The 20065-nt window shown below is 37.6% G+C and carries 21 protein-coding genes; 12 read left to right on the top strand and 9 right to left on the bottom strand.

The window, feature by feature from the left end; all coding sequences use genetic code 11:
* Positions 1 to 53 precede the first annotated feature (53 nt).
* From mobC to mobA, 3 genes are all read right to left on the bottom strand, one after another.
* Entirely contained in the window at positions 54 to 2054 is a 2001-nt protein-coding gene (gene mobC, locus E0F76_RS05110; RefSeq protein ID WP_132002280.1) for a conjugal transfer protein MobC, read from the bottom strand.
* Between the two features lie 101 nt (positions 2055 to 2155).
* Entirely contained in the window at positions 2156 to 3445 is a 1290-nt protein-coding gene (gene mobB / locus E0F76_RS05105; RefSeq protein ID WP_132002277.1) for a conjugal transfer protein MobB, read from the bottom strand.
* 2 nt (positions 3446 to 3447) lie between these two features.
* Positions 3448 to 3879, bottom strand: coding sequence for a conjugal transfer protein MobA (gene mobA, locus E0F76_RS05100; protein WP_132002274.1), 432 nt, complete (start codon positions 3877 to 3879; stop codon positions 3448 to 3450).
* Between the two features lie 700 nt (positions 3880 to 4579).
* On the opposite strand from mobA, the gene E0F76_RS05095 reads away from it, so the two are divergent.
* The 3 genes from E0F76_RS05095 to E0F76_RS05085 are packed head-to-tail and all read left to right on the top strand — an operon-like array spanning position 4580 to position 6429.
* Positions 4580 to 5347: a ParA family protein gene (locus E0F76_RS05095; RefSeq protein ID WP_132002271.1), complete on the top strand. Its 768-nt coding sequence runs from the start codon at positions 4580 to 4582 to the stop codon at positions 5345 to 5347.
* A gap of 4 nt (positions 5348 to 5351) precedes the next feature.
* Positions 5352 to 5789 (top strand): DUF3408 domain-containing protein, encoded by a 438-nt coding sequence (locus tag E0F76_RS05090; RefSeq protein ID WP_132002268.1) that lies wholly within the window; start codon positions 5352 to 5354, stop codon positions 5787 to 5789.
* Positions 5790 to 5793: 4 nt separating this feature from the next.
* Complete coding sequence (locus tag E0F76_RS05085) at positions 5794 to 6429, top strand: conjugal transfer protein TraD (protein WP_132002265.1); 636 nt, start codon at positions 5794 to 5796, stop codon at positions 6427 to 6429.
* 19 nt (positions 6430 to 6448) lie between these two features.
* On the opposite strand, the gene E0F76_RS05080 is transcribed toward E0F76_RS05085, so the two are convergent.
* The 6 genes from E0F76_RS05080 to E0F76_RS05055 are packed head-to-tail and all read right to left on the bottom strand — an operon-like array spanning position 6449 to position 11842.
* On the bottom strand, positions 6449 to 6934 hold the full coding sequence (locus tag E0F76_RS05080) for a TIGR02391 family protein (RefSeq protein ID WP_132002262.1): 486 nt from the start codon (positions 6932 to 6934) through the stop codon (positions 6449 to 6451).
* A 31-nt stretch (positions 6935 to 6965) separates the two neighbouring features.
* A complete protein-coding gene (locus E0F76_RS05075; RefSeq protein WP_132002259.1) occupies positions 6966 to 7250 on the bottom strand; it encodes a hypothetical protein in 285 nt (94 codons plus the stop codon).
* Positions 7251 to 7255: 5 nt separating this feature from the next.
* Positions 7256 to 8293, bottom strand: a complete 1038-nt coding sequence (locus E0F76_RS05070; RefSeq protein WP_132002256.1) for a nucleoid-associated protein — start codon at positions 8291 to 8293, stop codon at positions 7256 to 7258.
* A gap of 2 nt (positions 8294 to 8295) precedes the next feature.
* The gene (locus tag E0F76_RS05065; RefSeq protein ID WP_132002253.1) at positions 8296 to 10170 is read right to left on the bottom strand and encodes a DUF3732 domain-containing protein; all 1875 of its coding nucleotides are present in this window, start codon (positions 10168 to 10170) and stop codon (positions 8296 to 8298) included.
* Positions 10167 to 10613: a three component ABC system middle component gene (locus E0F76_RS05060; RefSeq protein WP_132002250.1), complete on the bottom strand. Its 447-nt coding sequence runs from the start codon at positions 10611 to 10613 to the stop codon at positions 10167 to 10169. The genes E0F76_RS05065 and E0F76_RS05060 overlap by 4 nt, the downstream gene beginning before the upstream one ends.
* Positions 10610 to 11842 (bottom strand): hypothetical protein, encoded by a 1233-nt coding sequence (locus E0F76_RS05055; RefSeq protein WP_132002247.1) that lies wholly within the window; start codon positions 11840 to 11842, stop codon positions 10610 to 10612. Before E0F76_RS05055 ends, E0F76_RS05060 begins: the two co-directional genes overlap by 4 nt.
* A gap of 217 nt (positions 11843 to 12059) precedes the next feature.
* On the opposite strand from E0F76_RS05055, the gene E0F76_RS05050 reads away from it, so the two are divergent.
* From E0F76_RS05050 to traN, 9 genes are read left to right on the top strand one after another with little or no spacing between them, the layout of a single operon-like run.
* Positions 12060 to 12365 carry a DUF4134 domain-containing protein gene (locus tag E0F76_RS05050; protein WP_107317354.1) on the top strand — a complete coding sequence of 102 codons (306 nt, stop codon included), beginning with the start codon at positions 12060 to 12062 and terminating at the stop codon, positions 12363 to 12365.
* Positions 12366 to 12376: 11 nt separating this feature from the next.
* Entirely contained in the window at positions 12377 to 12706 is a 330-nt protein-coding gene (locus tag E0F76_RS05045; protein WP_072938797.1) for a DUF4133 domain-containing protein, read from the top strand.
* Positions 12703 to 15207, top strand: coding sequence for a TraG family conjugative transposon ATPase (locus E0F76_RS05040; RefSeq protein ID WP_132002244.1), 2505 nt, complete (start codon positions 12703 to 12705; stop codon positions 15205 to 15207). The genes E0F76_RS05045 and E0F76_RS05040 overlap by 4 nt, the downstream gene beginning before the upstream one ends.
* A gap of 27 nt (positions 15208 to 15234) precedes the next feature.
* Positions 15235 to 15867 carry a DUF4141 domain-containing protein gene (locus E0F76_RS05035; protein WP_132002241.1) on the top strand — a complete coding sequence of 211 codons (633 nt, stop codon included), beginning with the start codon at positions 15235 to 15237 and terminating at the stop codon, positions 15865 to 15867.
* A 2-nt stretch (positions 15868 to 15869) separates the two neighbouring features.
* Positions 15870 to 16865, top strand: a complete 996-nt coding sequence (gene traJ, locus E0F76_RS05030) for a conjugative transposon protein TraJ (RefSeq protein WP_132002238.1) — start codon at positions 15870 to 15872, stop codon at positions 16863 to 16865.
* A 22-nt stretch (positions 16866 to 16887) separates the two neighbouring features.
* Complete coding sequence (traK, locus tag E0F76_RS05025) at positions 16888 to 17511, top strand: conjugative transposon protein TraK (protein WP_132002235.1); 624 nt, start codon at positions 16888 to 16890, stop codon at positions 17509 to 17511.
* An 11-nt stretch (positions 17512 to 17522) separates the two neighbouring features.
* On the top strand, positions 17523 to 17810 hold the full coding sequence (locus E0F76_RS05020; RefSeq protein WP_132002232.1) for a nitrogen regulatory IIA protein: 288 nt from the start codon (positions 17523 to 17525) through the stop codon (positions 17808 to 17810).
* A complete protein-coding gene (gene traM, locus E0F76_RS05015; protein ID WP_132002229.1) occupies positions 17797 to 19134 on the top strand; it encodes a conjugative transposon protein TraM in 1338 nt (445 codons plus the stop codon). Before E0F76_RS05020 ends, traM begins: the two co-directional genes overlap by 14 nt.
* Positions 19135 to 19157: 23 nt before the next feature.
* Positions 19158 to 20057 carry a conjugative transposon protein TraN gene (gene traN, locus E0F76_RS05010; RefSeq protein WP_132003141.1) on the top strand — a complete coding sequence of 300 codons (900 nt, stop codon included), beginning with the start codon at positions 19158 to 19160 and terminating at the stop codon, positions 20055 to 20057.
* Positions 20058 to 20065 lie beyond the last annotated feature (8 nt).

The following is a 20065-nucleotide window of genomic DNA, read 5'->3' as shown; positions in this document are numbered from 1 at the left end:
TTTAAAATAAAGAGCTTGCAGATGATGACCAGCTTTTTTATATCCCTTTTTGGTTATTCTTTTTGTACCAAATGTTGCAGATCGGGGTCGTTTTTAATTCGCTCCAATTCGCTTTCTATAATCAGAACAATGTCTCGTTTTATCTGCTTATAATTTGCTTCAATTTCTTGTTTCATCTGGTCTTCTCCTTGTGCATCTACAAAGGATAAAATTTGCGGTAACTTCTGATAGTCTTTTGTCTCGGATGCAACCTTTTCATTGTCCACTACAATTTCAGAATGGAAAATCTTCTGTTCAATACGTTCATCAAAGTTATCCGATACAGCACCAACAAACATACCTTGTGTAAGCGTTGAAATTTTCGATGCTGGAATAAGACTGTCTAATTGTGTAGATATTGAGGTTGACTTATCGTTTCTATTAATGGTCAAACTTTGGCGTTTCTGCAATACTTTACCGAAGCGTTCCGAAAGGCTTTTTGCCGTTTCTCCGACAACCTGCCCGCTGAAAATATTACCTACAGTATTTTGGATAACCTTGCTTTCCTTATCTCCATAATCCCTTGTTAATTGCGAAAAATCCTGAAAGCCCAAACAAACTGCAACCTTATTACTACGGGCAGTTGCGATAAGATTATCCAGTCCCCTAAAATATATCGTAGGCAGCTCGTCTATAATAACGGAACTCTTTAATAGCCCCTTTTTGTTGATGAGCTTTACAATTCTTGAATTGTACAATCCCAATGCTGCGGAGTAAATATTCTGGCGGTCGGGATTATTACCAACACACAAAATTTTAGGTGCTGCTGGGTTGTTAATGTCTAATGAAAAATCATCGCCCGTCATTACCCAATACAATTGCGGGCTAATCATTCTTGACAATGGAATTTTTGCCGATGCAATCTGTCCCTGTAATTGGTCTTGTGCTCCTGATTGCCAAGCATCCATAAACGGAGAAAGATAGTTTTCCAAATCGGGATATGAGGTAAGAATAGTAAATACGTCCGAATACTTTTTATTCAGCAATTCAATGGCGTGTGGGAATGTACAATATTTACCATCCTCATAGATTTTCAGATACCAAATAATGGCTGCTAATAGGATAATTGGACTTTCCACGAAAAAATCGCCTTGCTTCTGTATCCAACTGCGGTTGAGGTTTAGCATTATGGTATAAGCCGCTTCATAAGCATCGGAAATGTCCGTCATAAAATCAGGATTAAGCGGATTACAACGATGACTCTTACGTGGATCGTCAAAGTTGATGACATAGAATTTGGGTTGTACTTTATACTTATCCTGATGCTTTAATAAATGGTTGTAAGCAATGGTAGAAAGGTCGTCAAACTTGAAATCATAGATGTACATTGAGAAGCCTTTCTCAATCTGTTGTTTTATGTAATTATTGATAATCGCATACGATTTTCCTGAACCCGGAGTTCCCAAAACAATCGTTGCCCGAAAAGGATTGACTATGTTAACCCAGCCGTTGTTCCATTTTCCTTTGTAATAAAATTTTGTGGGAAGATTGACAGAATACTCATTTTCCATCAATTTGGTTTCCTGTTGGAAACTCTCGTTTTCATTATTGAAAACATCGTCCATCAGATTAGTACGGAGCAATCGGCTCATCCAAACTCCGGCTACCATTAAAGCGATATAACCTAAACTTGTGGTAAGGATATAAAGGATTGTGGCCGTAATTATTGATAGCTTTAATAAAGGTGTGTTCAGAAAAAACAGAACAAAGCCAATCGCCAAAGCAATATAAATTTTAGTCCAGGTTATCTTCTCGTCTTTAACCCCCTTTGTACCCAAACAGCTTAATGCTAATAATACCAAAGCAAATAGTTTGGTATATAAGGTATCCGAAAACAGTCCAGCGGTACGCTGAAAGTTGCCTAATATTTTGTTGATTATTTCTAAAGTCCAGCCACGTTCTATAAAGAAACCGTAGCAGAACCAATAAAGGTGCATCAGTACCAAAAGGATACTTACTGCCCGCATAAATGCCATAATCTTGGCAAGTCCTCTTAAATCATCTTCTCCCTGCATTATTTTAATTTTTAATGTTCGGGCGTGAATTTAAAAGCTATGCAGCTCGGCTATAAGAATGTGGCAGTCAATGGCGATGCGTGGCAGTGTTTGGCTTAATGCTATTTCTGACCTCTTTTGCGATTTCTTTTCTTCTTCATTCTATTGGCAAAATCCTGTTCCTCGTAATCTTCGCTCTGTGTTTCAGGCAATAAACCGCCTAATGCTTCAATCAAACCGTCTTCGTGTTTTTCAGGAGTATTCAGGAAGTCGAACAAATGGTGCGGTTCTTCCGCAGGAAGATCTGCATCATTTGGTCTTGATATTTTCGATTGTAGTACAACAGGCTCTTTAATGTTGGGTTTGATATTATTGTTCCAATAATCATTAAAAGTATTGGCAGAAAGTTCTTTGCCCAAGCGTGAACCGTTCCAAACGGTCTTAGAATTGTGGTCTATAAAAGTTATTCCGTAAATACGTTCTGTGTCATTTCTACGTACCACTACATTGATGCCCTGTTCGCCTAACTGTTTTTTAAAAGCCTGCTCATCACTTGTTGATTTCAGGGCAATGGTAATGGCCGCTTTAATAGTTGGCTTTGTAGGGTGGTCTTTCAAAGCGGCTTTGCATTTCGTAAAATGCAATTCCAAAGTCGGAAGTCCTGCACTTTTTCCGAACAGAGAAGCCTTGAACGGATGTCCGGCTCTTTCTCCTTTTTTATTTAAAGGAATGTACAGTAAACCCTGCCGTAGTTGCTCCTGCAATTCGCCCTCCACTTTTTCGGTGGTAATATTGAACAGCGAAAGCAAAGCGTTGTATTCTCCCAACGTTTGGTATTGATAATAGTTGGGCAGGTGTCGGACTACTGAAGCTATCTGACTTTTCACATCGCCTGTCCGATAATCTACCGGACGGAAAATTTTGTCGTTCGGCTTATGTTCTTTATCTGTTGCGGATATTAATCCGTGTTTCCTTTCCAGTTCACGGCATAGATTCATAGACCGCATTTTCTCGAATTTATCCGAAATCTTTTTGCCCTCTTCGTCCACACAAACCGATACAATATGAATATGACTACGGTCAATATCGGTATGTTTGAATACTACGAAAGGCTGTTCGCCGTAACCCATTTCCCGCATATATTCTTCCGCCATTTCCCTGTACTTGCCATCGTTTACCTTATCTTTCGGGTCGGGATTGAGCGAAATATGCAATGTATGTTTCTCGGTATTGCGGTTGGCTATCAGGTAAGGAGCAAAAGATTGGGCTAATTGAGCAACGGAATAACGACCATTAGCGGTTTCAATCATCTTATTAGCAAACAAAATCTGTCCGTTTTCATTTTCTACTTTGAGCAGATTGTATGCCAATGCACCGTATAAATTTACGCTTCTTCCGATTTTTGCTATCATTTCTAAGACTGTTTTTTCAAATGTTTTGCTTCAAATTCTTCGTTTATCTGAATGATTTTTTGACATAGCATCGCCATTTCAGCCGTCTGTTTTTCCAATTTGTAAAGGAACGCAGCGGCTTTTTTTTCAGAAAAATGCTTGTACAACAACTTTACAATCTGGTTGTAATTAACACCTACGGAGCGGAATTGACTGTGAAAAGAAGTCAATCGCATATAAAAATCAACCGTTCCTTTATCAATTTTAACCGATTTCATTTCCTTACTGAACAGCAGGGAAATTATAAATTTTGCTTTATTGGGCATTCCCGATGCTTCAAAAAGCGATAGAAGTTTGGCATTTTCTTCGTCTGTAAGACGGAAAACGTGGCGGTGGATGCTCGGGTCGGTTTTTGGTGTCCGTCCTCCCTTATTCTGTTTTTGGTTATTATTCATCACTAATCCATTTTTAATTCACACAAAACCTCGACTTCGGAGAGTGTTTTTTAGCTCCCAGCAGGGCAAGTTGTTTTGAGGCACTAACTCGATTTCGAGTGCCTCAAAACACAACTTGCCGTGTTCTGTTGAACACAAAAATCCGCCCTGCGGGACGGATTAAATGTAACAGGGAAAAACGGCTCGAAGCCGTTCCCATTGCCCTCCACTTTGTCAAAATACTTTTGCATAAATCCGTTAATAAAAATCACTATACAAAGTAAACTCCTCTTTACGAAAGGATTGTACTATACAGAAGTGCCAAACAATGCCTTTAAACGCCAAACAATGCCACAATAATAAAAGCACCTATATGTCTACATTTCTTTGTGCTTATAAACAGATATAAGGGCATAAATAGCTATGCAGGTAACAACGCAAATACGTAAGTACCCATATAGAAAGGTGCAATAATATGGATGTAAATAGGTACTTCAATCTGTACCTGTTTATGTGGTTAAGCACATAAGGTTTTAAGCAGGTATGTTGATAAAAACCTGCATATCTGCCTACGGATATAAATGCGTATTCGGGTATATAGACAGCTCGTTGCATACTTGCTTCTGTACAGGTTTATGAACATAGATACAGTGATGCGTAGCTAACTGGGTATATGCGGACATAAGTAATTAGGTATATAAATAATTAAATAAGTAGAAATATGAACACAAAACACAAAACAGTATTCATCGCCTTTTCTTCTCAAAAAGGTGGTGTCGGCAAAAGCACTTTTACAACGCTTGTTGCAAGTACGATGCACTATCGATTGGGCTACAACGTAGCCGTATTTGATGCGGATTTTCCACAGCACAGCCTTATGAAAATGAAGACAAGGGATTTGGCAATGGTAATGGAAAATGAGGCTTTGAAAAAGCTGGCGTACAAACAATTTACCACTATCAACAAAAAAGCCTACCCAATTATGCAACACAAAGCGGATAGCGTATTGCAAGCGGCTCACGAATTTCTAAACGCTTCTTCCGTTCCAGTTGATGTTGTATTCTTTGACCTGCCTGGAACCGTGAACACGCCCGGCATTCTGAAAGCATTGGCAGGAATGCACCACATTTTTACACCCATCACGGCAGACCGTGTGGTAATGGAAAGTACGCTCATTTTTACACAGCTTTTGCACGACGTGATTATGAAAAAAGGGGAAACTTCCATAGAAACTATTAACCTGTTCTGGAACCAGGTTGATGGCAGGGAAAGCACACCCTTATATGGAGTGTATAACCAACTTATTAAGCAATTAGGGTTAAGTCTGATGCAAAGCCAAATCAAAAGCAGTACCCGTTTTCGTAAAGAAAGCGAAGTGGATAGCAAAACCGTTTTCCGTTCTACCGTGATGCCTCCCGATGAACGTTTGATGAAAGCCTGTCAGTTAGACCTGTTCATAGACGAATTTCTAAAAATCATTCAATTATAGCCCTATGGAGAAAGATAATAAAAGAAAAGCCACACTTGATATTAACGAGGAACAGATGATGAACCTTATGGTGGACGGCATTAAAAAGGACGGATTACAGCTTCCGCCTGAACCTACGGAAGAACCACAAAAGGAAGAGGTTAAACCTAATGAATTGCCAAAGGAGAAACTTACGGTTAAAGAAAAAGTAAAGGCTAAAAGGGCAAGTGAAACCGATTATGAAAGTATCTTTTTCAGAAGACCAGACACCAATGCCCGTGACGGGAAAACAGTTTATATCCGACCGGATTTTCACGAAAAACTATCACGGATTGTCCAAGTAATAGGAGAAGACAAAATAACCATTTATGCCTATTTAGACAATTTGCTGGATTACCATTTTCAGGAATTTGGCGAGCAGATTACAAAGAGTTTTAATGATAAATACAAACCCATTTTATAAAGCTATGGAAACAGTAATTGTGATATGCCTATTGATTATAATTGTCCTGCTTGTACAGGACAAGATTGTCATTAAAAAAAGGTCAGAGCAAAAGCCGATGCAAGAAAAAATTAATCCAAATCTGCCCGATATTATGGGGCAACCCAAGCCTGTAAGAAGACTTTACGTGCCAAACACTGCCAATGAAAGCCAAATTGAAGAACCAGAGATAAACCCTGATAATTTAGACATTGAATACGATGAAAATGAAAACGTAGGTATTCAAATTCCGCAGGAAGAGCTGGACGAAGTTTTCTGTAATATGCCTGATTTGGAGGAAGAGGAAGAAGAATGGAACAGGTACGGAATATTCAGTAGCGTTGACAGTCTTGCCCAAGGGGTTACCTATGATGAACTAAGCTCCGTAGGTGCGTTACTCCAAAAAGAAAATTTGGAGCAAGCCCAAAAAGAAACGGCGATTGCGATAGTTCAAAGATTACAGGGTACTGAATTATTCAGCCTGCTGGAAAATTCCATCGAGGGTGCTTCCCGAAAAATTGCCGAGCTTTTGGATAGCACACTCTCATCTGAAACGGAAGCCGGTTCTTCCACTTTGCGGAAAAGTGATTTGGAGGGGTTTGATATTGGGGAGTTTGTGTGAGCAAACTCCCCAATGTTTTTTATAATACTTTATCCAGTCTTTTGTGAATAAATGAAATAGTATTTAAAATATCGAGTGCCTCTTCTTCAGTAATCTCAAATTTAATTTTGGGTTGATGAGCGGTTGGATTTCTAATTAATCCAAAAATACCTTTAATTAAATTACATAACCCAATATGTTCACTTCTATCAGTTTCCGTTATTAGATTATTTATTTTAATTAATGGGTTTGTTGTAGAGAATGTAATTTCTACCAAAGCATTACCATCCGCATACAATCCAGTCATTTTTCTTAATCTGTCTGCAATACTTTTTGTTGCTTCAAAAACAGAGTGAAAGTAATTTTCTACTAATAATTCAGCTTTACAATATTCAAATATTTTATTATGAATACTACGGCTTTCCAATTTATGTTTTAACCGACTTGCTCTTTGTTCCGCTTCAGAAATTGTTTTTGCTTTTTGTACCTCCCTGAAAGTTCCTTCCTCGGTAATCTCTGCACCCATAAAAAATAATCGCTTATTTACTTCTAATCGTCTAGTATGAAAAAACTTCTTCCTTACCAATGTATCTAACAGGTTGTAATGCGTCTTGTACAAATCTTAATATATGATTTGAACATTGATTTTTATTTTGCCAATCTGCAAATGCTGAATATAATCTTCTCCACTTTGTATTTTGGGAATCGATATCTGGGATATTAGAATTTAAAAGGATTTGTCCAATTTCAGTACCAGTTAGACCATCTGCCGAATCCCCAATCGTTCTACACAATCCTTCCAATACGTGAGTCTCGAACATTGGACGTTTAATACTTGCCATTTTTTCTACTTTTCTTCTTGATAATAGATTTTATAATACTTTCTACCATCCTTTTCAATACCTTTTTCAATGAGATTTTTATCTCCGTGGATGTAGATGTCAAAATTTCGATCGAGTTTTAATACACTTTTGAAAATACGAGATTGTTTTTTTACAGCTTGAGAAGATATTTGGAAATTGTCTGCTAGTTCGACTTCATTTTCTTGTCTGTAAGTTTGGCTAAATTTCTGGAAAGATTCTATTAAATTTTCATCTCCAAAAACTTGTTTTTCAAATTCTTGCTTATTAAAGGTTTCACTATTTTTGAAATAGTCAACAGAACGATTTAAATAGTCAATTTTATCAGCTTTGGAAACTTCAAAATTTTCATCTAATTGTTTAGTAACAAACTGTTTTGCAATGCCTAAAAATTGATTGGTTTGATGAAAATCATTTTTGATTGTTTTGATTCCTAAAAAATCATCTTTCCAATATTGGGCTTCTGAACTTTTATTGGTATTATCAACGACAGAAATTAAAAAGCCATTCTCTTTTCTGGTATTAAAAATTAAGCATCCTTTATCTAATTTATTTGTATTTATTCCTTTTTCTCCAGTTAGTTCAAATCCATTTTCTTTATTATTTATTTTAAGAATAGTATCTTTATTTTCTGATTTAAAAATTCCAATACAGTCTACTATTTCATTATTTATTTTGCAATCGTTGAAATAGATTATACCTAACTCACCACTTTTTATTTGTGGATGAGTACTCTTATCATATAAATATCGACCTGCATTTTGTGATTGTTCAATAAATGATTCTTTGCTTTTAAAAATTGAACTTACGAATTGATATACAGGATTAAGTTCCAAATTTGGAAGAAAAAAAAATTGATATAATTCTTCGAACTTAAAACTATTGTTTAGCAACTGCTTAATATGCTCTTCAATTTTATCAAAATCAGTTAAAATATCAGAAAAACGTACCCCATCTCCATTGTTCTTATTTCCAATAGAATGAACTATAAATTTATTTATTTCGCCTAATGTTATATTTTGCATATTTAGTTGTTGTATATTTCTTTTGGAATTAATCCTTTACCATCTATAAATTCATCTACAGTATGAAAATGTGATAAATTGTTGTCGATCCAATACTCTTTAGGTGCGTGTTCAACCATAAAAATTTGAAAATGTGTATTTTTTTGAGTTGTTAGATAATCAATAAATGAATTTAACAAGGTAAACGCATCAATAAGTTTTGTTTTATCATCATTTCCTTTTTTATTGTCTCCAGTGTAATAAGGGATACTTGGTTGGTCAATAAATAAAAATTGAGGCACGTGTACTTGCTCTATATTTATTATGTGTTCGTGTAATCCTAAATAAACACATAAGTGCATAAACATATAATTAGATTTGCTTCCAACGTTATCTAAAGGAAATTGAAATTGATCTATAGGTGGATACAGTTTCAAAATCATTTCATTCTCATCAAATCTCGTTGTGTAATTTTTATAGGTAGGTAGTGAGTTTAATTGATTGTAGTTTCTTTGAATACTCTCGTCTAACTGAGTTTTCATCAAGTACTTTATCTGATTATTGTCTATTGGAACTTTTTCTAAACGAGCTTTTTCTTCATTCAAACTATTCAATTTTATTGTATCAATAGGCTTATTTATTTTACCTTTAAATATTTGTTCGAATATAATTTCTATTTTTCCCAGTTCAATGAATTTCTGTCCTTCTGATTGATGATTTTTCTTAATATCGTTAAGTTGAGTTATTCGTTTGTCAATTTCCTGAATTTGCGTTCGTAACTCCTTCACATCACCTGTAACCTTCAAGGGTTCGGTAATTTTCTTTGAAAGATTATCTTTAATATTTTTCAAAGAAGAGTCTAATGACTCTATAAAAAGTTTTGCTTCGTATGAATCTACTAATTGGTCTGATAATTTTTGACTTAAAAATTCTATAGGTTGTAAGCTGTCAGCAGATTTATTCAAGTTCTTCTTATATAGATCATATTCTCTTTGATATTGACTTATGGAATTAAGCTGTGCTTGTAGTCCGTTTTTGTTTTTGTACAAAACATTAATTTCCGAAAATAATTTTGAGTTTTCTGCAACCTTCTTTGTGTTGGCAATAATATCTTTAATAGTCAAGATTGCATCATCTACATTATCGAAAGAATCAGAATATTCAATGAATTTTTGTATTTTACATTTTTCAATTAGGTTAAATACTTCTTTTTCAAAATTCTTTGTGTTATTTTGATTATTTCTTTCTTGATTTTGAATTTTCTTTAAATCATTATCAATTTCTTGAAGCCTTTCGTTGGCTTTGATATTTTTCATATCATTTACTCCAATCACCAAATCAAAAATATGTCTTAAGGCTTTGTCATATTCTTCTTTACCATAAAATGTAGTGTCAAAATATGTTTTTGAAGTACCAATAATATCTTCTGTAATCGAGTTGAATAATAAAAAATGCCTAAATGAAATGTTGAATGATGTTTTTTCCATTTCTTTTCCATAAGGGAATCTTAATGTATCGGTAATTCCAAATTCTTCATCTAAAATTGATTTAATTTCTGCAATTTCTTTGTTTTTTACAGGGCTATTTGGAAATACACTCCAATTAAAAAATACTTCTGATGAAACCGCTCCATTACTTGGAGTTTTGCGAACTATAGATATTTCTTTTTCTCCTATTGTAAAATGTATTCCAAACCATAGTACTTTATCATTGATTGTATTTGCTACATTTACGTCTCCTGACAATAAGCAATAGTCAATTATACTCCAGAAACTTGATTTTCCAGTGGTTGCATCCCCTGTAATGACATTCACTTTATCGGGTAAAAATTGATAGCTTTTAGGTTCAGTATTTTCGTCCTTAAACCAAAGCTTTATTTCGTGAAGTATAAATTTCATAATTGTACTTTTAAGATTTTGTATAGTTGAATGGTAGAATATTTTTCTATCATTGATAAAAACTCTGGAATTATTCCCTCTATTTTAGTAAATCTTTCGCCTAAATTTTCATCTTTTGAATATAATTGTGTAGTCGCTACTATTTCATTTCCTATACTTATTTGATTGCTAGCATTTAATATTGTCAAAGAATTGATTGTAACTGGTAATAGTGTTAAATACCTCTTATTAAACGATGCAAACAAACGTGATTGCTCTTTTATCATATCCTCTAATTCCATATCTTTATTTTTGGACAAATAACTAACTGTTCTATCATCCAATAAGAATGGCAAAACCAAACAAGAACGAGCAATATCTAATCCTTCGATATTATTCAATATTGATAAAAATATGCAACTTGCAATTGCCTCGTTATTATATACATAGTAGATTTCTTTCATTCCTTTTTGTATTTATTGCCCCAATCAAAATGCCATCCAATTTCAAGTTTGTCTGATAGAGCGTAGTAATGTCCATTGCTAAATTCAATACCCAAATCTGAATATCCAGGTATTGACAAGTTTTGTCTTCTGATATATTCAACTAAATCAACGCCTAAGTTTTTAATATCATCTTCTAAATCCACAATGGCATAACCATTATTTATTTGACGCTCAATTTGTCTATATTTTGCTTTAAATTCATTTATCCATATTAGGATACTGTTATTTTTGAATTCTTCTATGTCTGTAAGTAAAATGAAATTTTCTTCCTCAGACCAATAAGTAAAATGATTTAAAAATTTCAGCATTTGGGTAGTGTAATTCCTAATATCATTAGAACCTGTTTGTACTTCGCCTATGTCAAGTAATTGCTTTATGAAAATCTGACTTTCTAAATCATCAGGTAATAAAACAGGAAATTCTCTTTTGGGTAGGGGTTTAATATCGGTTGTTACCTTGAAACATTTTCCGAATTTTTTTCCAAAATCTTCACCTGAAATTTCAAATCTTTGACCAGCTTTTATTTCTAAATACTTTGATAAATTCAAATTTGCTGATAACCTTTCAAATATTGGCTCAACTAAGTTTTCTTGATAATATTTTTCAAATATTCTTTTTTTAATCTTATCGATAATTCCGTCTTCACCGGTTTCTATCGTCAAATTCTTTAAAAATAGTTCAAGTTTACTTTTACTTAATTTGGAAACATTTTTAAAGTATTTCTTCAACGTTTCGTCTTGAGTTTTGTTTCCTAACTCAGCTATTTTCAATTTCACTTTATCAGAATCATTATCTGCTTTGAATGTATTAAGCGTAGTTATAAAATCATTGTTATTTTCACTCTTATTTGTGACTAAAATGAATGTATGTTTTTTAAGAAAATCGGAACTTTTATCTGCATTAATAAAATCAACCCAATTAGATAAAGTTTTCCATAAATCAGTATCCAAATCCGTTAAATTCTGAGGATTACCTTTTGAATTTTTTATGATTGTATGTTTTGCTTGATATAATACTGTTGTTCCATCTTCTTTGTCAATATGTACATCATCCTTAACTTCAAATCCAATTTTTTGACCAAATTTAAGATCAAGTGCTAAAAGCATAAAGTAATAGAATTGATAGTCAAATCCTATTGCTTGTGGTCCAGCTGTGTGTTGTTCTTGTATTGTTTTTGTTCCAGCCATATATCCTTTAAAATATTTTTGTCAGAAGTTGTTAAATAAGTATTTCGTTTTTTTTTAAGATTGGCTAATATACTACATTTTAACACATAATAAGCCATCAACAGCCAAACAATTCCTTTGACTGCCACTTTGTTATAACGCCTTTATTTCTGAAACACCTTTGTCCCGAAAGTCCGCAAAGTGCGGAAAAAGAGTAACAAAATAATGTGTTTCAATTATGAAAAAACAAAGAAAAAAAATTTTGCCAGTAGCCGTGGCTATGCTGTCAGGAATTGGTGCCTTCGCACAGGGAAACGGTACAGCTGGCATCAACGAGGCTACCCAAATGGTAACGTCCTATTTCGAACCCGCAACCCAATTAATCTACGCCATCGGTGCGGTTGTGGGCTTAATCGGAGGCGTTAAGGTGTACAACAAATTCAGTTCGGGCGACCCCGACACAAGCAAGACGGCGGCATCGTGGTTTGGTGCGTGTATCTTCTTGATCGTTGCTGCGACTGTTCTGCGTTCATTCTTCCTTTAATTTTTTGCCTTATGAACTACAATATCAACAAAGGCATAGGGAGAACGGTGGAATTTAAGGGGCTGAAAGCACAATACCTGTTCATATTCGCAGGCGGACTGCTCGGTACGCTAATCCTCGTGATGATACTGTATATGGCAGGTGTAAACTCTTATATCTGCCTGTTCCTCGGAGCAGGCGGTGCTTCGCTGATTGTATGGCAGACCTTTTCACTGAACAGGAAGTACGGCGAACACGGACTAATGAAAATCGGAGCAGGAAAAAGACATCCCCGATACATCATCTGCCGCAAGCCTGTACATCGCTATTTAAAATTCACTCCTAAATCGAATGCCCTATGAGAAACGTATCAAAGACAACAACACTGGAAAACAAATTTCCTTTGTTGGCAGTAGAAAACAACTGCATTCTTTCCAAAGATGCAGACATTACCGCCTGTTTCGAGGTGCGTTTGCCAGAACTGTTCACGGTAGCTTCTGCGGAATATGAAGCCATTCATTCCGCCTGGCACAAGGCTATCAAGACTTTACCAGATTTTACGGTCATTCACAAACAGGATTGGTACATCAAAGAAAACTACACTCCCGATTTGGCAAAGGAAGACCAAAGTTTTTTGGCTAAATCCTACCAACGCCATTTTAATGAGCGACCGTTCCTAAACCATTATTGTTACCTGTTCCTGACCAAGACCACTAAGGAAAGAATGCGGACGCAAAGCAACTTTAGTTCGCTTTGCAAAGGTACGCTGATACCAAAGGAAATCAGGGACAAGGAAACGATACATCGCTTTATGGAAGCCGTTGCACAGTTTGAGCGTATCGTGAACGATAGTAGTTTTGTAAGCCTGCGGCGTTTGACCGAAGAAGACATTATTGGTACGGATGAAAAGCAGGGATTGCTGGAACAATACCTTACACTATCAAAAGAAGCTGGAGCACCAATGCAGGACATCGCACTCTCAGCGGAAGAAGTTCGTATCGGGAACAAAAGGTTGAGCCTGCACACCTTGTCCGATACGGACGACCTGCCGGGAACCGTTTCGGCTGATACCCGTTTTGAAAAACTATCTACCGACCGGAGCGACTGCCGTTTATCGTTCGCTGCACCTGTTGGATTACTGTTAAGCTGTAATCATATTTACAATCAATATTTATTCTTGGATAACAGTGAATCCAATCTCCAAAAGTTTGAGAAGTCCGCAAGGAATATGCACTCTTTGGCAAGGTATAGCAGGGCAAACCAAATCAACAAAGAGTGGATAGAAAAATACCTGAACGAAGCACATTCGTTCGGTCTTTCTTCCATAAGGGCACACTTCAACATTATGGCGTGGTCGGAAGACCCTGCAGAACTGAAACAGTTGAAGAACGATTGCGGTAGTGCGTTGGCACTAATGGAATGTAAGCCCAGACACAACACTACGGATGTAGCCACTTTGTACTGGGCAGGAATGCCGGGCAATGCAGGCGATTTTCCGAGTGAGGAAAGTTTTTACACTTTTATAGAGCCTGCATTGTGTTTCTTCACAGAAGAAACGAATTACCACAATTCGCCCTCTCCGTTTGGTATCAAAATGGCTGACCGGCTGACTGGAAAGCCTATTCATCTGGATATATCAGATTTGCCGATGAAACGTGGGATTATCACGAACCGGAATAAGTTTATACTTGGTCCGTCAGGTTCGGGAAAATCTTTCTTTACCAACCATATGGTTAGGCAGTATTACGAGCAGGGTGCACACGTGCTGTTGGTGGATACAGGTAATAGTTATCAGGGCTTATGCGAACTCATCAAAGGAAAAACTAAAGGCGAAGACGGCGTTTACTTCACTTACACAGAAGACAACCCGATTGCCTTTAACCCTTTCTATACCGATGATGGCGTGTTCGACATTGAGAAGCGTGAAAGTGTCAAGACTTTGATACTAACACTCTGGAAACGTGATGATGAACCGCCAACCCGTTCGGAAGAAGTGGCATTGTCCAATGCCGTAAGCGGTTACATCGACCGTATTAAACAGCACAGCGAATTTCCTTCCTTCAATGGTTTTTATGAATATGTAAAAGGAGATTACCGCAAGGTATTGGAAGAAAAACAAGTTCGTGAAAAAGACTTTGACATCGCCAATTTTCTTAATGTATTGGAACCCTATTACAAAGGTGGTGAGTATGATTATCTGTTGAACTCCGATAAGCAGTTAGACCTGCTTTCCAAACGCTTTATCGTGTTTGAAATTGATGCGATTAAAGACCACAAAATCCTTTTTCCCATCGTGACCATCATCATTATGGAGGTCTTCATCAACAAAATGCGCAGGCTCAAAGGTATCCGTAAACTCATACTGATTGAGGAAGCGTGGAAAGCCATTGCCAAAGAAGGTATGGCGGAATACATAAAATATTTGTTTAAAACCGTCAGAAAATTTTTTGGTGAAGCGATTGTCGTAACGCAGGAGGTGGATGATATTATTCAGTCGCCCATTGTCAAAGAAAGTATCATAAACAATTCTGACTGCAAAATTTTGCTTGACCAACGCAAGTATATGAACAAATTCGATGACATACAGGCGATGCTGGGGCTTACGGATAAGGAAAAAGGGCAGGTACTTTCTATCAATATGAACAACGATCCAAGCCGACTCTACAAAGAGGTTTGGATAGGTTTAGGTGGTACGCATTCGGCAGTTTATGCCACCGAAGTTAGTTTGGAGGAATATCTCGCATACACCACAGAAGAAACCGAAAAACTGGAAGTGATGCAATTAGCTTCCGAATTGGACGGCAACGTAGAACTCGCCATTAAGCATATCGCAATGGAAAGGCGGGACAAATCAAATCAATAGTCATTAACATTTTAAAATTCAAGAACAATGAAAAAAGTAATGTATCTGGTGTGTACGGCACTAATGCTCGCCGTAGTACCGTCAGCGAAAGCACAATGGGTAGTAACCGACCCTACAAATTTGGCTTCGGGTATTCTTAACAGTGCGAATGAAATTATACAGACTTCCTCCACGGTATCGAATGTAATTAAAAATTTCAAGGAAGTGGAAAAGGTGTATAAACAAGGCAAGGAGTATTACGACAAGCTACAAGCTGTAAATAATCTCGTAAAAGATGCCCGTAAGGTACAGCAGACCGTACTGCTTGTTGGTGACGTATCCGAAATGTATGTACAAAATTTCGGTAAGATGATGAACGACCCAAATTTTTCTGCACAAGAATTGGCCGCTATCGCCAACGGTTATTCGGCACTATTGAATGAAAGTACCGAACTGCTGAAAGAACTCAAACAGATTGTAAGCTCATCAAGCCTTTCGCTGAACGACAAAGAGCGTATGGATATTATTGATAGAGTGTACAAAGAAGTAAAAGAATACCACAGTTTGGTACGCTACTACACCAATAAGAATATCTCTGTGAGCTTTTTGAGAGCAAAAAAACAGAACAATACCAAAAGAGTGCTTGACCTCTACGGAACTCCTAACCAAAAATACTGGTAGATATGGAATTTCAAAATCTTCACGAAGTCCTACGCTCATTATATGATGAGATGCTTCCACTGTCCGCCGATATGGCGGCAGTGGCTAAAGGAGTAGCAGGTTTGGGAGCTTTGTTCTATGTCGCCATAAAAGTATGGCAGGCTTTAAGCAGAGCTGAACCCATTGATGTGTATCCTTTGCTCCGTCCGTTTGCTTTGGGGATTTGCATTATGTTTTTTCCAACTATGGTATTGGGAACAATCAATGCCATGTTAAGTCCAGTAGTACAAGGCACACACACAATCCTCGAAAATCAGGTGCTTGACCTCAACGATTTACAGGCTAAAAAAGACCTGTTGGAAAGGGAAGCGATGTTGCGAAATCCCGAGACGGCTTATCTCGCTTCTGACGAAGAATTTGACAAGAAGCTCGAAGAATTGGGCTGGTCGCCCTCTGATTTGGTAACAATGTCGGGAATGTATATGGAACGTGGTATGTACAGTATGGAACAGACTGTAAAGAATTGGTTTCGCAATCTATTAGAGGTACTATTTCAGGCAGCAGCTTTGGTTATTGATACCATACGGACGTTCTTTCTAATCGTCCTGTCCATACTAGGGCCGATAGCTTTTGCGATAAGCGTGTGGGATGGTTTTCAGGCTACACTCACACAATGGCTGACACGATACATCAGTGTTTACCTGTGGTTGCCCGTGGCAGACTTGTTCAGTTGTATGCTTGCCAAAATACAATCCCTCATTATCGAAAAGGATATAGAAATGCTTGCCGACCCGAACTATATCCCCGATACATCCAATACTGTGTACATCATTTTTATGATAATCGGTATCGTGGGTTACTTCACTATCCCTACGGTAACAGGCTGGATTATTCAGGCAGGCGGTGCAGGAAACTTTACCCGTAACGTAAACCAAACGGCAATGAAATCAGGCAATATAGCTGGAGCTGGAGCAGGTTCAACAGTTGGAAATATCGGTGGCAAGTTAATGGGAAAATAAAAAACAATCAGATCATTTAAAAATGGAATTTAAAACACTCAGAAATATCGAAAACAGTTTTAGGCAGATACGGCTATATGCCATTTTATTTGCCACACTCTGTCTAAGCGTGGTAGGATTTTCAATATGGAAATCGTACAGCTTTGCAGACGAACAACGCCAAAAAATCTATGTGCTGGATAATGGAAAATCGTTGATGCTTGCCTTATCGCAAGATGCAAGCATCAACCGACCCGTGGAAGCAAGGGAACACGTTAGGCGTTTTCACGAGCTTTTCTTTACGCTTGCTCCCGACAAGAATGCTATCGAAAGTAATATGAGCAGGGCATTCAACCTTGCCGACAAAAGTGCTTTTGACTATTACAAGGACTTGTCGGAAAAGGGCTATTACAACAGAATTATTTCTGGTAATGTTCAGCAACGCATCGAGGTCGATAGTGTCGTATGCAATTTCGACACCTATCCTTATGCGGTGCATACCTACGCCAAACAGTTCATTATCCGTTCGAGTAACGTAACCAGACGTAACCTGATTACTTCCTGCTATCTCGTAAACTCTGTCCGTTCGGACAACAACCCGCAGGGCTTCAATATTGAAAAATTTGAGGTGATTGAAAACAAGGATATAGAAGTAATTGAACGTTAAAAGCTAACGATATGAAAAAAATCAGGGAAAATATGGACAGGCACTTTGACAAGCTGGACGAACGTTGGCGGGCATTGCCCTTGCGAAAACAGCACCAATACACGCTTTATTTTTTTGTGGGGTATCTGCTGCTTACCGCAGGTGTCATTTGCAAAGTAGGGTACGATACCTTAAAGTCTGGTAACGATATGGTCATTAAGCATATCGAAAACCCTGTCCTCAAAAAAAGTGAAAGTCCTGCAAGATTGCAGGACACAGTATCAACAATTCTAAAAAATAAGATTTATGAAAGAGAATGAGAACAAAAAGTCGGTTGTTCGGGTAACAGAGGGGAACCCGTCAGCAACTGCTGATGTACTGCAAGACGGTACACAGAACAAAGTCGAAAAACTCAAAAAGCCACTCCTATTTGTTTTGATGGGTGTCGTGTTTCTCGGCTGTATGTACCTGATATTTAAACCGTCTTCCGATAAAAAGGAAATTGAAAATATCGGATTGAACGATGAAGTACCAGAGGCTACCGGAGCAGGAATGCCTGCCAACAAAGGCAAGGCGTATGAGCAGGAAATGCTAGAACATAAAGAGCAGGAAAAGCGTAATGCTTTAACTACACTTTCTGACTATTGGAATACCGAAGACAAAGAAGAACCGATAAATGAACAACTTCCTGAAGAAGAAGAAAGCAACAGCAATGGAGGTGGCAGAAGTTCGGGAAGAAACGGCAATCCTGTATTAAGCAGTTACCGCAATGCACAAAGTACATTAGGTTCATTTTATCAGGATAACAATTCGGAAACAACAGAACTCCGTAGGCAACTGGACGAGCTGAAAGAAAAGCTGGCTGAAAAAGAGGTGCCTAAATCTGTAACCGTTGATGACCAACTTGCCCTAATGGAGAAATCCTATCAGATGGCGGCAAAGTATCTTCCAACGAGTACAAATTCGACAGCAACTCCACCTACTAAAAGTGCAGGTACAGCTACGACAGGTTCAACTCAAAAAGAAAATTTTGTAGCATTTACGCCTGCAAGGAAAAACACAATATCAGCATTGTACCGTGAGCCTACCGACAGTACTTTTTTAGCCGATTGGAGCGAAACAAGAAACCGAGGATTTTACACTGCTGGTTCTATTGAGCAAGCGGTACAACCGAAAAATAGTATCAAAGCCTGTGTACACGATGCACAAACAGTTATTGGCGAAACGGGAGTAAGATTACGATTGTTAGAACCTGCCCAAACGTCTGGACGTACCATTCCGAAAGGAACGATTGTAACGGCTAATGCCAAAATTCAGGGAGGACGATTACAGTTAAAGGTTACTTCCATAGAACTGGACGGAAACATCATCCCGGTGGAGATTACGATTTACGATTTGGACGGACAGCAGGGCTTGTACGTTCCGTATTCGCCGGAAATGAATGCCCTTACCAAAATGGCGGGCAATATGAGCCAGCAATCCGGGACGAGCCTGATGCTTACCCAATCAGCAGGACAACAGGTTGCGGCTGATTTGAGCCGTGGTGTTGTACAGGGTATTTCGGGCTATTTCGCCAAAAAAGTACGAACACCAAAAGTTACCCTAAAGGCAGGGTATCAGGTTTTCCTTGTATCCAAACAATAATGTTGAACTCAATAAATAAAACAATGAAAAATCTTTTTAGAACATTCTGGGCATCTGCCCTGACCATCGGCTATGCCGTAACCTCTTTCGCACAGGACAGTGCAAATGCAAAAACTCCGCTTGCTTTGGGTAAGATAGAACCGTACCGTATGGAAGTTACCTACGATAAAACTTCACACCTGATTTTTCCGACTGCCATACGATACGTGGATTTGGGAAGTGAGTTCCTAATTGCTGGAAAAGCGGAAGATGCTGAAAATGTATTGCGTGTAAAAGCATCGGTAAGGGATTTTGAAGCGGAAACTAATTTTTCTGTTATCACGAATGATGGACGTTTTTACAGCTTCAATGTGCATTACAGTTCCTGTCCCGAAGCGTTGAGCTATGACCTGCTGACAATGCAAAAGGCAGTGGACAAAGAAAACGGAAACGACGTCCTTTTTGAAGAATTGGGGAATAATTCGCCGTCATTGGCAGGCTTGCTTTTAGAAACCATTTACAAAAATGACAAACGTATTGTAAAGCATATTGGGGCCAAAAGTTTCGGCATTCAGTTTACCCTCAAAGGCATCTACATCCACAACGGAAAATACTATTTCCATACAGAATTGAAAAACCTTACCAATGTGCCTTTTGGGATTGATTTTATCAATTTTAAGGTAGTAGATAAGAAAGTCGCAAAACGCACCGTAGTACAGGAACACCCGATGATACCGCTTAGGACTTATAAACCATTGGACGAGATTGGTGGAAAAACGACCGAACAAAACGTGTTCCTGTTAGACCAATTTACCATTGCCGATGACAAGGTATTGTTGGTTGAGATTTTCGAGAAAAACGGTGGCAGACATCAAACGCTCCAGATAGAAAATTCAGATTTAATCAAAGCTCGTTTGATTGACGATATGCACCTGAAATTTTAATAACCCTT

Source organism: Flavobacterium cellulosilyticum, assembly GCF_004349355.1.
Classification (GTDB): domain Bacteria; phylum Bacteroidota; class Bacteroidia; order Flavobacteriales; family Flavobacteriaceae; genus Flavobacterium; species Flavobacterium cellulosilyticum.
The sequence above is the reverse complement of the archived record's forward strand: the minus strand, read 5'-3'. Positions and strand labels throughout refer to the sequence as shown.